Annotated in this window: 11 protein-coding genes and 2 pseudogenes; 4 read left to right on the top strand and 9 right to left on the bottom strand. The window is 47.3% G+C overall.

Annotation, left to right across the window (positions count from 1 at the left end; translation table 11 throughout):
• Window positions 1-39: 39 nt before the first annotated feature.
• Complete coding sequence (locus DCH402_RS00295) at window positions 40-480, top strand: MarR family winged helix-turn-helix transcriptional regulator (RefSeq protein ID WP_040003257.1); 441 nt, start codon at window positions 40-42, stop codon at window positions 478-480.
• 52 nt (window positions 481-532) lie between these two features.
• Here the strand turns inward: DCH402_RS00295 and DCH402_RS00290 are convergent, their stop codons facing one another.
• A complete protein-coding gene (locus tag DCH402_RS00290) occupies window positions 533-970 on the bottom strand; it encodes a GNAT family N-acetyltransferase (protein ID WP_039998893.1) in 438 nt (145 codons plus the stop codon).
• A gap of 247 nt (window positions 971-1217) precedes the next feature.
• Between DCH402_RS00290 and DCH402_RS00285 the strand changes: the two genes are divergently transcribed.
• The gene (locus tag DCH402_RS00285; protein ID WP_039998892.1) at window positions 1218-2339 is read left to right on the top strand and encodes an aminotransferase class V-fold PLP-dependent enzyme; all 1122 of its coding nucleotides are present in this window, start codon (window positions 1218-1220) and stop codon (window positions 2337-2339) included.
• 2 nt (window positions 2340-2341) lie between these two features.
• Here DCH402_RS00285 and DCH402_RS00280 read toward each other — a convergent pair whose 3' ends face one another.
• Window positions 2342-2812: an Lrp/AsnC family transcriptional regulator gene (locus DCH402_RS00280; protein WP_012767803.1), complete on the bottom strand. Its 471-nt coding sequence runs from the start codon at window positions 2810-2812 to the stop codon at window positions 2342-2344.
• A 200-nt stretch (window positions 2813-3012) separates the two neighbouring features.
• On the opposite strand from DCH402_RS00280, the gene DCH402_RS00275 reads away from it, so the two are divergent.
• Entirely contained in the window at window positions 3013-3660 is a 648-nt protein-coding gene (locus tag DCH402_RS00275; RefSeq protein WP_039998890.1) for a YitT family protein, read from the top strand.
• Window positions 3661-4004: 344 nt separating this feature from the next.
• On the opposite strand, the gene drt3b is transcribed toward DCH402_RS00275, so the two are convergent.
• On the bottom strand, window positions 4005-5942 hold the full coding sequence (drt3b, locus tag DCH402_RS00270) for an antiviral reverse transcriptase Drt3b (protein WP_081642110.1): 1938 nt from the start codon (window positions 5940-5942) through the stop codon (window positions 4005-4007).
• Window positions 5935-7116, bottom strand: coding sequence for an antiviral reverse transcriptase Drt3a (drt3a, locus tag DCH402_RS00265; protein ID WP_039998886.1), 1182 nt, complete (start codon window positions 7114-7116; stop codon window positions 5935-5937). The genes drt3b and drt3a overlap by 8 nt, the downstream gene beginning before the upstream one ends.
• Window positions 7117-7296: 180 nt before the next feature.
• Here drt3a and DCH402_RS20900 point away from each other — a divergent pair.
• Window positions 7297-7875 (top strand): annotated as a pseudogene (locus DCH402_RS20900) (integrase core domain-containing protein); the annotation flags it as partial.
• 20 nt (window positions 7876-7895) lie between these two features.
• On the opposite strand, the pseudogene DCH402_RS00250 reads toward DCH402_RS20900, so the two are convergent.
• The 5 genes and pseudogenes from DCH402_RS00250 to gorA all read right to left on the bottom strand — a co-directional run.
• Window positions 7896-8228, bottom strand: a pseudogene (locus DCH402_RS00250) (FAD-dependent oxidoreductase); the annotation flags it as partial.
• Window positions 8229-8307: 79 nt separating this feature from the next.
• Window positions 8308-9486, bottom strand: coding sequence for an SGNH/GDSL hydrolase family protein (locus tag DCH402_RS00245; protein WP_081642109.1), 1179 nt, complete (start codon window positions 9484-9486; stop codon window positions 8308-8310).
• A 37-nt stretch (window positions 9487-9523) separates the two neighbouring features.
• Entirely contained in the window at window positions 9524-10600 is a 1077-nt protein-coding gene (locus tag DCH402_RS00240; RefSeq protein WP_039998879.1) for an SGNH/GDSL hydrolase family protein, read from the bottom strand.
• Window positions 10587-11990, bottom strand: a complete 1404-nt coding sequence (locus DCH402_RS00235) for an MBOAT family O-acyltransferase (protein ID WP_039998878.1) — start codon at window positions 11988-11990, stop codon at window positions 10587-10589. The genes DCH402_RS00240 and DCH402_RS00235 overlap by 14 nt, the downstream gene beginning before the upstream one ends.
• A gap of 488 nt (window positions 11991-12478) precedes the next feature.
• Entirely contained in the window at window positions 12479-13831 is a 1353-nt protein-coding gene (gene gorA / locus DCH402_RS00230) for a glutathione-disulfide reductase (protein WP_039998877.1), read from the bottom strand.
• Window positions 13832-14017 lie beyond the last annotated feature (186 nt).

Raw genomic sequence — 14017 nt, 5'->3', positions numbered from 1 at the left:
AACCATATAATCCAAATAGTTGATGAGGTCAACAAATTAATGCATGACACTCTTGATACCCAAACTTTTGAGTTGCTGGGAGAAGTGATCCACGGCGTTAAGCAACGGCTACAGGAGAGCGACGCATTGACGCAGGCCGGCCTCGCCCCGTTTCAGGCGCGTACGTTGGGATTGATTGCTCATCACCCTGGCCAGAGCCAGCATTTTCTGGCGCAGTATGTGGGGCGGGATAAAGCGCAGATTGCCCGTCTGCTGAAAGAGCTGGAAACGCTGGGGTTGATCACCCGAGAGCCTTCACCAACCGATCGCCGGGCACAGGTGGTGTCGCTGACGAAAAAAGGCGAGGACACACATCGTCGTTTCGCGCAGGCGCGCACCAAACTGCTGCAACGTGCATTTGTCGACGTAACGCCGGAAGAGCGTCGTCAGTTCGCACAGGTATTGCAGAAAATGAAGGCTAACCTGATAGCTTCGGAATAACGCTGAAATCCAATCATGACCCGGTGTGAAGGGTATCCGCGCTATGTGTGCCCTAGATGTAGATATCCTTGCGGAGAAACGTCCAGGTGTAATCCTGCCGGTTGATTGGCTCGTATCCGACCTTCTGGTATAGCCACGGCGCGGTAGAAGTCAGCAGCAACTGGCGACGCAGGCGCTGCAATCGTGGGTGGTTTACCGTGCATTCCACCAGAAAACGGCCCAACCCGGCGCCCTGATAGGCGGGCAATACAAACACATCGCACAGATAGCCGAAGGTCGCGAAATCCGTCACCATGCGAGCAAAACCAATCTGGCGCGCCTGATGGTATAAACCAAAACACAAGCTGTTGGCGATAGACAGCGCAACGGTTTCCCGGTCGATGCCCTCCGCCCAACTGGAGGTAGCGAGGTAGCGATGAATGATGTCCAGGTCAAGCCGCTGCGGATCGGTCGACACCTGATAGTTCTCTTTCTCCCATTGAGCTGACACAACTTACTCCTTCTAATCATGATGGGGTTTTATCATCCCACCAGACCGCCCACCTTAACAACGCCGATGACAACGATAAACCCACCCCTGCACCATCAGCAATATGCCGATGCCGAATCCGGTTATTTGCATCAACGTCAGCAGGCTGAAATAGTCGTACCGCTTTTCTTCCATCCTGCGTATTCTCATGAAAACAACATCATGCAAACACGATCATGAAAACAACACAGAACCAAAGGAGAGACGTGTGGCGATAACCCTTCCTGAAGCACTGATTCCGGCCGACCCGCGTTTTGGCTGCGGCCCGTCGCTGATTCAGCTTGATGACCTGACCCGCCTGAAAGATAAAGGGCCACATTTGCTGGGCACCAGTCACCGCAAAGAGCCGGTGCGCGCACTGTGCCGCGAGATTCAGCAGGGCCTGCGAGATTACCTGTCGGTGCCGGACGACTACAGCATCGTGCTGGGCAACGGCGGCGCCACCGTGCTGTTCGACATGGTCGGCCTCGGGCTGGTCAGAAAGCGCATCGTCCACCACACCTGCGGCGAGTTCTCGGAGAAGTGGTTTAAAGCCTCGCGCCGGATTCCGTGGATCCAGGCGGATAACATCGCGGCGGAATACGGCCAGGCAAACATGACTTTTGCGACGGAGGGCGCGGACGTGGTGGCCTGCACGCTGAACGAAACCTCTACCGGGGTGATGAACACCCGTTTGCCCGAGGTCGGCGAGGATTGCCTGCTGGCGGTAGACGCCACCAGCGGCGCAGGGCAAATCGCCTGCGACCTGTCCCGCGTGGATGTGTTCTTCTTCTCGCCGCAAAAGGTGTTCGCCAGCGAAGGCGGATTGTTTGTCGCTATTTTGTCGCCGCGAGCCAAAGCGCGGATCACCGAGATCGCCGCCGATCCCAACCGCTATATTCCGGCGTTCGCCGACTGGCGGCTGGCGCTGAGCAACAGCGAGCAGCAGCAGACTTACAACACGCCGGCGGTGGTAACGCTGTTTCTGTTCGCCGAACAGGTCAAGCGCATGAAGGCGCTGGGCTTCGCCGAGGTGGAACGTCAGGCGGCGGAGAAAGCCGAGCTGCTATATCAGTGGGCCAGCGACCGGGATTATTTGTCCGCCTATGTGGCCGACCCGGCGTGTCGCTCCACCACCGTCGCCGCCATCGACGTAGCGGACTCCATTTCGGTAGACAAGCTGACCCGCTATCTGGACGAGCAAGGGCTGGCGCACGGCATCGAAGGTTACCGGGCGCTGGGGCGCAATCAGTTACGCATCGCGCTGTTTCACAACATCGCCTTCGACGACCTGAAAACGCTGACCGCGTTGATCGATTTTCTCATCGCCAGCGGTGAATTCGCCGCCTGAGCTCACACCGTCGCTTTAACCGGCAGCGCGGTTTTGTGAATCAGTCGCCGCAGTGAAAACGAGGACTGCACATCACGCAGTCCTTCGATTTTGATCAGCTTCTTTTGCAGGAATTTCTCGAAATCAGACAGGCTGGCAGCCACGACCCGCAGCATGAAGTCGTGGCTGCCGGACATCAGATGACACTCCATCACCTCGTCAAAGGTGGCGATCTGTTGTTCAAACTTGCGAAAGGTCGCTTCCGATTTGGGTTCCAGCGTCAGTGATATGTACGCATTCACCGGAAACCCGGCTTTTTCCTGATCCAGCAGCGTCACATACCGGTCGATCATGCCGGCGTCTTCCAGCTGTTTCAGCCGCCGGGTGCAGGGCGTGGCCGACAGGCACACCCGTTCAGCCAGCTCGGTGGTTTTCAGCCGCGCATCCTGTTGTAGCTCATTCAAAATCTGCGCATCGATACGGTCGATCTTCATGGGTGACAATCTCTATTTATGCCGTCCTTACGAGTGATAATCCCTAATCTAATCGATAAACGGCTTTTCTTTTAGTTAAAACTCACTCCATGATCAATGTTAACTTGAACGCCATAATTGAATTTTAAGTCATGAAAATCGCAGATATATGCATTACTTATGACTAAACCGAACGACATCGTATTGATGAGGGCAATACCGTGCTGAAAGACTCTGCTGCACTACCCAATACAGCGGAAACCAGCCAGAAGTTGGCGCTGGCCCACACGCTGAAAGACGATGTGTACGGCCTGATACTGGGGGTGATGTTTATTGCAATCGGGCTGAACCTGCTGAAACTTTCAGGCATGATCACCGGCGGAATTGCCGGCATCGCCCTACTGCTTTCTTACGTTGTTCCGCTGTCGATCGGCGTGCTGTTTATCCTGACCAACATCCCGTTCATGATTTTCTGCTATTTCAGTATGGGGCGCGCGTTTACGCTGAAAACACTGATCGTCAACATTGCTCTGAGCCTCGCCACCCAGGCGGTGCCCGGTTTGCTGACCATCAACTATGTGCATCCGCTGTTTTCCGCGCTGGTGGGCGGCACGTTCCTCGGTATGGGCATCCTTTCGCTGGCTCGCCACAACGCGTCGGTCGGCGGCACCGGCGTGGTCACGCTGTGGCTCTATAAACGCTTCAACATCAATGCCGGCAAGAGCCAGATGCTGCTGGATGTGCTGGTGTTTATCGTGTCGATGATCACTATGCCCGTTCACCTGCTGCTGTGGTCGGCGCTCAGCGCACTGGCGATGAACGCAATGCTGATGAACTGGCATAAACCGGGGCGTTATCAAGGCGGGTGACCGGGGGCCAACAAAGAGTAAACGCTGAGATCTGGTATATCTGAACCAGGCTATCAGGTCAATTGGGGAAGATTACTAGACCACCAAGCGATTTTGGAGCCGATTTGATCGGCGCTACTGGCCCATCTAAATAATAAGGATTGTCTAATCGCCTGAGTGCACGACCAGTGCCTCAACGATACTTATTGGGTGCCGCCCGCCCCCAATCGTGTGTGTAGCTAAGGTTTCCCCAAGCCCGTACATTTACAAAAGCAGGTTCTGAGTACTCTTCTCACCGGAGTGAGCCCTAATAGATAGCACCCGTTTAAGTAAGTGTAGAAGCATACGGAGGCAGGCGACATAAACTAGTCATACGAGAAAAGGTATTCCTTTTTCTCTAGGCTGCTCTTCAGGTATTCTGGATCTCTCCAACTAACGATGAAGTCCTTGAAAAGAGCTATTCTACTTTGTACATCAACATTGAATGTTACTGGATTCTGCTGATGATCTAAAGTGATGTCTTTAACTTTTTTCATCATTTTCTTTCTCACTTGTTCATCGATATGTGGACATGCAAGGTAGTCAAAGTAGAACATAAAGTACTCAGAGGATATAAACATATCATCATTTTCGAGTAGGTACTCTTCAGCTTTCTTTATTAGATTTTCTCGCAATTGATTATATTCACTCTTACTTTCAATGTATAACATACACGTTACCCATCGAAAGTAGAAATCATTTGTGACCGAGCTTCTATCCAGATAGTCGAAATATTCTTTAACTTTACTCTCGTGGAGTTGATATTTTGACGGAAGCATGGTTAAAATAATCAACAGATTTAGTGTTTCAAGTCCAACCATGTCCTCTGAATGGTTTATGAAGATATTCATCGCCTGTTTTACATGATCGAAAATCTTTTTATGAATAACATCCTTGTAGCTTTCTGGCCAGTTATTTGTTTTTTCAAGAATGTCGTTTATCAACCTCCCAATTCTGTCAGTAGGTCTTATACGGATATCCATTGCGTGAATAAAAAACAACAAATCCAAATCCACTAAAAGCCAATTTAAATGATATTCTTCCTTGTCTTTAATTTCGAGCATTTTTGATAGATATACAAGTGTTTTTTTTGTAATTGCACTAACTAAATAGTTAGATATTGAACTATATTCTACCTTATGGTTAGCAATAGCCATCTTGATTTCAGAAATGGCTTTATTACCTTTAGAGTCAGGCCTTTTCAAATCTGATATAGACTCAGAGTCGGTCCCTTCTTGCTTGTAGCGCGACGAGTAGAATTTATTAACGACGAGTTTCAATGAATTTTTTGCTAAAGATATATCAGTCGCAAAAGGCCTTGACACCATAGTTGTTTTCGCTTCATTCAAGTACATCTTATACTCTAATAGACTGAGCTCAAGTGCTTTTACAAAAGCCGTCTTTACTTCTTCAGAACGATGAAAAACGAAATAATCATCAACATAGCGTCTAAATTCATAGTCTTTTGAAACCTTGAACTTCTTCTTTGTCATTCTGTCTACGAGATTCAAATCTATTTTTTGCAGAATAATCTCTGCGAAAATTCGACTTACTTCTGGTCCGACAATTATTCCATTCGTCTCACGATAGTTTGTGAGCTGCATTAAGCCGTCAAAGTCACCATCAAAACTACCTTTTGGTTTAGCTTTCGCCAAACGCTTGTCTTTTACTGCCCATCCAATTGAATGAGTATATATGCTTGAGAAACACTTGGAGACATCAACCTGGAGCATACTATGGAACTGCTTTTCCAATCGATGATACTCATAAGACTCAAAGAAACGATATAGAAAAGGATATTTTTTATACTTGAAATAAGAGCTAGAAACAATTCTTTCTTCATCTGAACTTTCTACGCCATCAGATAGCTTAGACCCCTCTTGAGCCTTACCATAAAACTTAGTAGATTTTCGATATGGATGTCTTAATGAAAATCTAGACTTTGTACAATGGTACTCAATCAATTCATCATATTCATGATAAAAATTGCAAACACGCAATTGAGCTACTGGATGCATTATCGATATAGTTCTTGGTGTCTTATTTCCACCTCGGCTTATATAATAATCCAAGGGTATATAAAAACCACTATTATTTTTAAAATTTAGCCCGGAAATGTTCTCGTAGGCATTTAAATGGCTCTTGGTCTTGAATCTATGGTACATTGTGAAGTTAGAAAGCCATAAAGGTAATTCATAAGGTAGAACATCTGTTAGTAACGTGCGTAGACTATCACTTGTATCAACCTTAATTATATTAGACATCTTCCCACACCCGCATAATTTTAATGGTTTTACTTCTGCTGAATTTTCCAATCTTCTTTTTTCTTACATTACCATAGACAGAGATATGTCTAAGTCTATTTAATTCGTGAACACCAAGCCCAAAACGAGGGGAGCTCAGTTGATGGCAAAGAAAACCGTCAATGGCTTTTAGGCATTCAAAGCTATCAGTAACATATTGATAGTTGTGAGCGATGCCTGCTAATAAATCGCCATTCCTTCCTTTTTTTACGACTTTTAGCATTGAGAGATATTCAAGTCTTCTTTTTAGAAGTTCTATATTGTTTTGCTTCTTGTGATCACAAAAACTCTTTATTATACGAAACTTTATCCTGTCCAATTTTGAGTTTGATATTGTAACAGTTACGCGATTCGGCTTATTTGTTATGGAATGAACTTTAATCGAGTATCCTAAGTAGTCGAAATTTGCCGTAGCTGACAGAGCGCTATAATATTTTCCGGGTGTGTCGTTCATATCCAAGCCCATTTCATTAGCAATGGCCTTAATGTAACTTTCTACATCACTTTCCTTTCCTTGAGGGACTAGAATTATTATGTCGTCCACATATCTGGCACTATAAATTACTTTCGGATGGGATGCGATTTTTTTATCTAAAGATTCTAAATATAGCTCTGCCAGTGTAGGGCTGATGGATAAGCCTCTAGGTAGACCATGTACATGGTAATTATTCTGGAGATCATTATGAATCTGATTAAGTAACTTGATACATTCTGGAGCTAAAATTAGATCATCTTCAAGTTTGCCTATCATTCTATGGAATATGATACTTTCATAGCAATCTTTGATGTCTAACCTAAGAACATGGTACTTCCCAGAGTCCTTTAGAAGTGATACCAACTGCCTAACAATCCTATTGCGATCCGATTGCCTAACTTTATAAACTCGTCGAATAAATCTGTCGAGCAGCCTGATTGAAAGCTCGTCCGCTACTGTGGAAGGGCTAAATACTGGTTTTCGCTTTACTATTTTTTGCTCAAGCGGTGATAATATTAGCTTGCATTGTTTCCAGTCATTCGCGATGCTAGTTATTGCTGCTTCTATATTCCCATGAGCAGATAGCAGTCTCCATTTTTGTACATCCGATGGAGTAAGTATTTTAGCAAGCTGCTCTTTCTCAAATACTTGTTTTAGCATTGATTTTTCTTTCTAATTGATTGGACAACTAGCTCAGTTGAACTGGGTTATGTTTAGAGACAACAGCCGATTAAACTATACGCTATCAATTGAACTGGGTTCACGCAATGGTGTTGAAGATTTTGACCGATTTAGTGATGGTTTGAAGCGGCGTAGTTTTCCAAATGCACGGAACTATTTTACTGCCTGCTGAAACTGAATTTTCGCCTCAGACTGCCGGTACGCAATCCAGCTCCGCTGGTGACTCAGAAACAGCTGTACCAAAGCTGGCCAGTCGATTTTATGCATGATGCGCTGATATGTGGCAGATGTTTTCGTACCTTCAATGTAGTGGATGACTTTAACCGAGAAGTTCTGGTGATAGAAATCGACCAGAATATCCCGATACAACAAGTAGTCCGAGAGCTGAGCAGAATGAATGGAGGCAAGCCGTGGTTATCCACTAAAACTGAGCATGGACTGGAACTGATATCGTTGACTCTGACGCGGTAGGCAGAAGAGCATAGTGTCACGCTGGAATTTATCAAGCAGGGAAAACCCACACAGAATGCCTCTATCGAACAGTTCAACCGAACGTACCGGGTAGAAATACTGGATTTTTATTTGTTCAAAACACTGAATGAAGTCCGGGAAATAATGGAGCGCTGGCTGAACGAATATAACTGCGAGCGTCCTCATGAATCCCTGAATAACCTCACGCCGGAAGAATACAGATTGATGGCTGAAAACCCGGAAACCTCAAAAAGTGCGTGGAACTAAAATAGGTGTGCTTACAACACCACGGCGACCGGTGTCAGCTCAACGGTGCCGGTGTTGTCACGGTACCGTGGTGTTCTGGAATTTATCCACCATGTGTAGCCTTTGCTGTTGTGCGCCAAGCCCGCCGCATCCAGATTTATACTATCGTTCGCCGGTTCACGTCCAATCGCCCAGATCAGGCAATCCACGGTTTGTTCGCGTCCGCTTTCCAGTTGCAGCATCAGGCCTTCGGTATTCATCACTTCCACCAGCGTACCCACAATCAGCAGATCTAACTGGCGCAGCGGCGAATGCTTGCGCACAAACGGTTGAACATCGGAGCCGAGCGCACTGGCGATGAACGCCATGCTGATGAACTGGCATAAACCGGGGCGTTATCAGGGCGGGTAAGGCAGCAGTCTAATGGTAGCCATCCGGCGAACAGCTATACCGCTATTCCTGAGTTGCATTCAGTAATGCCACAAACTGCCGCCATAGCGCGTCAGCACTACGCTGGTACCCTTGCTGGGTCAGATGAATCAAGTCGGGGCGTGCAATTCCCTGTTGTTGCCAGCGTTCAATGGCACAGTCTCCCCCCATGTAATCAAACCAGCTCCAAAACAGCGTGTGATAGGATTGGGCGACCTCTCGCTGGGCCTGAATAACCGGTTTTAGCAAAACCGGCTGGTGCTGCCGACAAGATGCGCCATTTTTATTGCTGATACTGCTACCGGGGCCAACCAGCAGAATGACCGCTTCCGGCAACACTCGCCTGATAGCCTGCACATATTCGCTATAATTTTGCTGATAACGTTGAATATCAAGTTGTTGGTCAAAGGCTTCGTTCGTACCGTACGCCATGACTACCATGTCCGGCTTCAGCATTTGTAACGTGGATAACCAGTTATCGCGCCATTTATCCAGCATGGAAACCCGAGCGCCATTGATACCAAGCGCACTCAACATGACGCCGCCACGGTGACTGGATGACAGCAGCCATCCGGCCAGTTGGCTCCCTCCCGAAGGCGCCAGCGAATACCTGACGGGCGACTGGACAGTCACTGGCTGGCTCAATACCCAGCGGGACTGGCTGCATGGCAGCACAACCGTCTGATGCTGGATCTGTATCTTCCCGTTCGCCTGATTACGGTACAGCGCTTGCATTAAAAAAGCCGGGTCAGTGTCACGTACAACCAACTCTGCGTCATTATTGTCCCGACGCGGCGTGGCGATATTGCCGCCTAATGTAAATCCAGCATTCGTGGTTTTTCGGCTGGTTACCATGTCCCAGCCGCTAGCATTTGAGAACAAGACGTTATCAAACCGGTTACCCGATATTGCCAAAGGACTAATAAAACCAACGCCGCCGTCTCCATACTGCTGTTTAAAATGACGACGCAGTTGCCCGGAAAAAAAATCCGATGCGGTATGCGAATCCCCCAATTGCAGGATGTGAATCTTTTCTTTATCGCTATGGTTCAATTTACGTTTAAGCCGCTGCAACCCCGGATCGCCATAATCGATTAACTGAATCCCATTCTCTCCGCCCATTGGAAATGTAGTGGTTTGAGGAACATTATTATTTTCCCGGCTACAGGATGTGAGCTGAATCAGACAGAGCGTCATCATCATTAAATACCTTTTTTTATCCATTACCTTATCTGTCATTCTAATGATTTATCTCATTCAATGAGGGCTTCACATTTATTTTCGAAAAAACACGTTCGGCAATCATTTTTTGTCCCGTCAGCGAGAAATGAACACCATCATTAGTGCGAATACGCACTTTCGCTTTATTCTGTTCCATATCAGGAGAATAGATACCTCTCTGATAGCCAAAAATCTCATTCACCTGAATGGATATTTCATTGCCAGCTTTTACTTCAGACTCAAACAAATCATTAATATAATTAATCCCATGATTGAGCTTCTTATTCTCCACATTCGGGGGAGAAATCCATATGACGGAAATCCGCTTTTCACGAGCTGAATGCAGTATAGAGCGGATACGGTCACGATACGCACTCTCCCATGCCGGCGACTCAAACTTTAGGAAATTCTTACCATTACCAGACGGCATATCCCAAGGGTCGTTTGACCCTAAAAACACCACCAGCACGCCAATATCCTGCCTTTTTTCCAATTCACGGCTCAATATTAACGGCCAGTTAAAAAAATGAGGGTACGTCAGGCCAGTGCTACGTTTACTTAAATCAATACCCGCCACACTATAGCGGTCGCGTAACATTTTAATGACGTGAGGTGCCACCCCCTCCATCATAGAATCACCGATAAAAAGGACCGCCTGCCCGGCGTTCAATACCACATGGTCATCCCTAATATTGGTACTGGCACTGTTGGTTGAATTGCCGTCAACATGAGTGGCGGGGGCTTTGACGGCAGCGCAGGGTAACGGCTTTTCCCGGGGAGCGATTGGCCTTGCTGCCTGCCGAGGTGTGACAGACGCGCCATCACCTGGCGGCTGCTGTGCGTGACCTTCGGGAACGGATGTCAGGCTCTCTACAAATGAATCTTTGGCTGCCTGTGAGGCTTCCATCAGGCGATCACCGAATACCCATGACGGGCTGGTGATGCCATCCCACGGACTTTTAGTATGAAAATGGAGCTCCCAATAACTATTGATTGATTGCTGATCCAACCATATCAACCCAACCATACAGCTCAGTATCACAAGCAGGCTCTTAAAGACATGAGCCAACATGGTGCGGTATTCAGAAGTTTGCATAGATAAACCCCGGCACGCCAGCAGGCGCAAAAAAGAAAACCACGGCTAAAAATGAAAAAATCACGAAAGGCACCATATACCATTCGAGACGTCTCAACGTAGTAGCAATATTTTCACGCAGCGTTATTAACGATGGATAGAGAAGCAATAAAACAATGAAACCAGAAATTCCCCATATATCGTTTACCGTCAACTGTGCTGAATCCGCTCTGGAGATTGCTTCCAAAATGTACAACGCATCATGCACACTGCCAGCCTTAAAGAAAATCCAGGCCAGACAAACAAAATGAAAGGTGAATAACCGTGCAAGACATCCAGGTATCGGAATTATTTCTTTATTCTGCCGATACTTAATCCAGAAGTTATAGGTAATCAAACCAATACCATGTATTCCCCCCCAGATTAAAAAGGTAATACTGGTGCCATGCCAGATACCAGACAATACCATCGCAATGAAGATATTGAGCTGCGTGTGCCACCATCCCTGACGACTCCCTCCTAACGGGATATAGATATAATCACGAATGAACGAAGAGAGGCTTACATGCCATCTTCGCCAAAAATCCTTTATATTATCAGCAACATAAGGATGTGAAAAATTCGTGCCTATCTGAAAGCCAAGTAAAATGGCAATCCCTGTTACCAAATTGGTGTAACCAGAAAAGTTGAAATAAATCTGCCAGGCCCATGCATACGTTGCCAATATGCATTGCCAGCCGGTATAGTTTTCGGGATCAATGAATACAGATGAAACATAGTTTTCATCCAGCCATTCGTTTAAACAGAATAGCTTGGCTATCGCCAGCGCAATAAGAAACAGCGCCCGTGTCCACTCCGTTAGCCGGCGTGGACGTTTTGTCTCTATCTGGGGTAGCAGCCAGGCTGCCCGGTTGATGGGACCAGAAATAAAGGTGGGGAAAAAGTTAAGATAAAGCAAAGTATTAAAAACATTGCTTTGCTTTATCTCACCTTTTGCAACTGACACGATCAGGCTAACGGCGTTAAATATATAAAATGATAAACCAATAGGAAGCAATACATTAAGCACAGGAAGCGTGACGGCAATATGATACTCACTCAGTAGCATTTGCAAGTCATCACGCAAACCTGAGTAATACTTAAACATAATAAAGAAAACAACAGTAAAAAAAATCAACAAATAAACAGAAAGTTTTCTAAACTCAGTATGCGCCGCTAACTTCAAAAGAAAACAAACACAAGTACTAAACAATAGCAGCACGGTCAAAGACTGCCAGCTGGATAGCAGAACAAGGCCATAACCCGTCACAAGCAGAATAAGATTCTGTACTTTTATCCAGGGAGAAAAAAGCCAATAAATCAAAAACAAAACGAGAAAGAAAAAGGAAAATTCAACAGAAAGGAAATTCATTAATACCACCATGCACTTATTAAAAATGCGCTTTATCAATATACCTTAGCCACCTACTTCACCTTCCCAGAAATAAAAAATGATTTTTAACATGAAGAACTTACTGACAAGAAAAAAACGCATTGACCAGAAAATCACTAAAAAAACCAAACGTCATAATAATGACAACATCATCATATAGACCTGAATCAGATATACCTGAAAAACAACCACCTGATTATTTCACGACATGCCTTTTTATGACATAAAATGACAAACGGTTTCATCATAATAAACCGCTGTAACAATAATCACCGCACACCACAATTTGGCTGAAATTACCCGGCAGGAAGAAACGTCATGTTGGTGAACGGGTATAAGACAAGATATTTCAGGGTGAATGAAAGTCATCAAGTCATTGAGGAACTCTGCCTAACCTGCATGGCTCAGGGTGAAAATAGTTTCACCCTGATGAACAGCGCGACATAAGCACATCACGATCTTACGTGCTATCGCATAGTAACAAACTCTTCTGCCGCCGTTGGATGAATCGCCACGGTGTTGTCGAAGTCTTTTTTGGTCGCGCCCATCTTCACCGCCACCGCAAAGCCCTGCAGGATTTCATCCATCCCGACACCGATGCCGTGCACGCCGACGATTTTCTCTTCCGGCCCCACACATACCAGCTTCATACGGCATGGCTGGCGATGCTGCGTCACTGCGGTATACATGGCGGTAAAAGCCGATTTGTAGACTTTCACCTGATCGTCGCCGTACTGCTCACGCGCCTGCGGTTCGGTTAATCCGATAGTGCCGATCGGCGGGTGGCTGAATACGACAGTCGGGATATTGCTGTAATCCAGATGCTCGTCCGGCTTGTTGTTAAACAAGCGCTCAGACAAACGGCGACCCGCCGCCACGGCGACCGGCGTCAGCTCAACGGCACCGGTATTGTCGCCCACCGCGTAGATACCCGGCACAGTGGTGTTCTGGAATTTATCCACCACGATGTAGCCCTTGTTGTTCAGTACGACACCTGCCGCTTCCAGGTTTACCTTATCGTTCGCTGGTTCACGACCAATCGCCCAGATCAGGCAATCCACGGTGTGTTCATGCCCGCTTTCCAGTTGCAGCGTCAGGCTACCGTCGGCATTTTTCACCACCGCTTTAGGGATAGACTCGGTATGCAGTGCCGGGCCTTCGGTGGTCATCACTTCCACCAACGTTTCCACAATCAGCGGGTCGAACTGGCGCAGCGGCGCGTGTTTGCGCACGAACAGGTGAACGTCAGAGCCGAGCGCATTCAACACGCCGGCGATTTCCACCGCGATGTAACCGGCACCCACGACGGCAACCCTCGGCGGCAGCGCGGTCAGCTCAAAGAAGCCATCGGAATCAATGCCGTATTCCGCACCGGGAATGTCCGGGCGCGTCGGGCGGCCGCCGGTGGCGATCAGAATATGGTCGGCGGTGATGCGCTCACCGTTCACTTCCACTGTTTTCGCATCCACAAAACGGGCAAAGCCCTGAATCACATCGACCTGATTTTTCCCCAGCACATTATTGTAGGACTGGTGGATACGGTCGATGTAAGCGCTGCGGTTTTTCAGCAACGTATCCCAATTGAACTGATTGACGGTGACATCAAAGCCATAATCCGGCCCGTAGTGGTGAATGGCTTCGGCGATCTGCGCCGCATGCCACATCACTTTCTTCGGCACGCACCCGACGTTGACGCAGGTGCCGCCCAGATGTTTGGCTTCAATCAGCGCGCATTTCTTGCCGTACATGGCCGCACGGTTGATGGAGGCAATACCGCCGCTGCCGCCACCAATGGCGAGATAGTCATAATGTCTGGTCATCAGGGCTCCACGCTTGCTTTCGATAAACGTTCGATAAAAGTAAATAGGCCGTACCCGCCGCCATCTCTGCGACGGGCGCCTTACAGTTCATGCTCTGGCTGGGCGCAAAACGTTACGCCGGCGAAAAGTGTAACGCCAGCAATCGGTATCCGGCAAAGACAGAAAGCGGGATTGTATGAAGAAATG

Source organism: Dickeya chrysanthemi NCPPB 402, assembly GCF_000406105.1.
In the GTDB taxonomy this organism is placed as follows: Bacteria; Pseudomonadota; Gammaproteobacteria; order Enterobacterales; family Enterobacteriaceae; genus Dickeya; species Dickeya chrysanthemi.
Note: the sequence above shows the minus strand (reverse complement) of the source record. Positions and strands in the feature narration are given on the sequence as shown.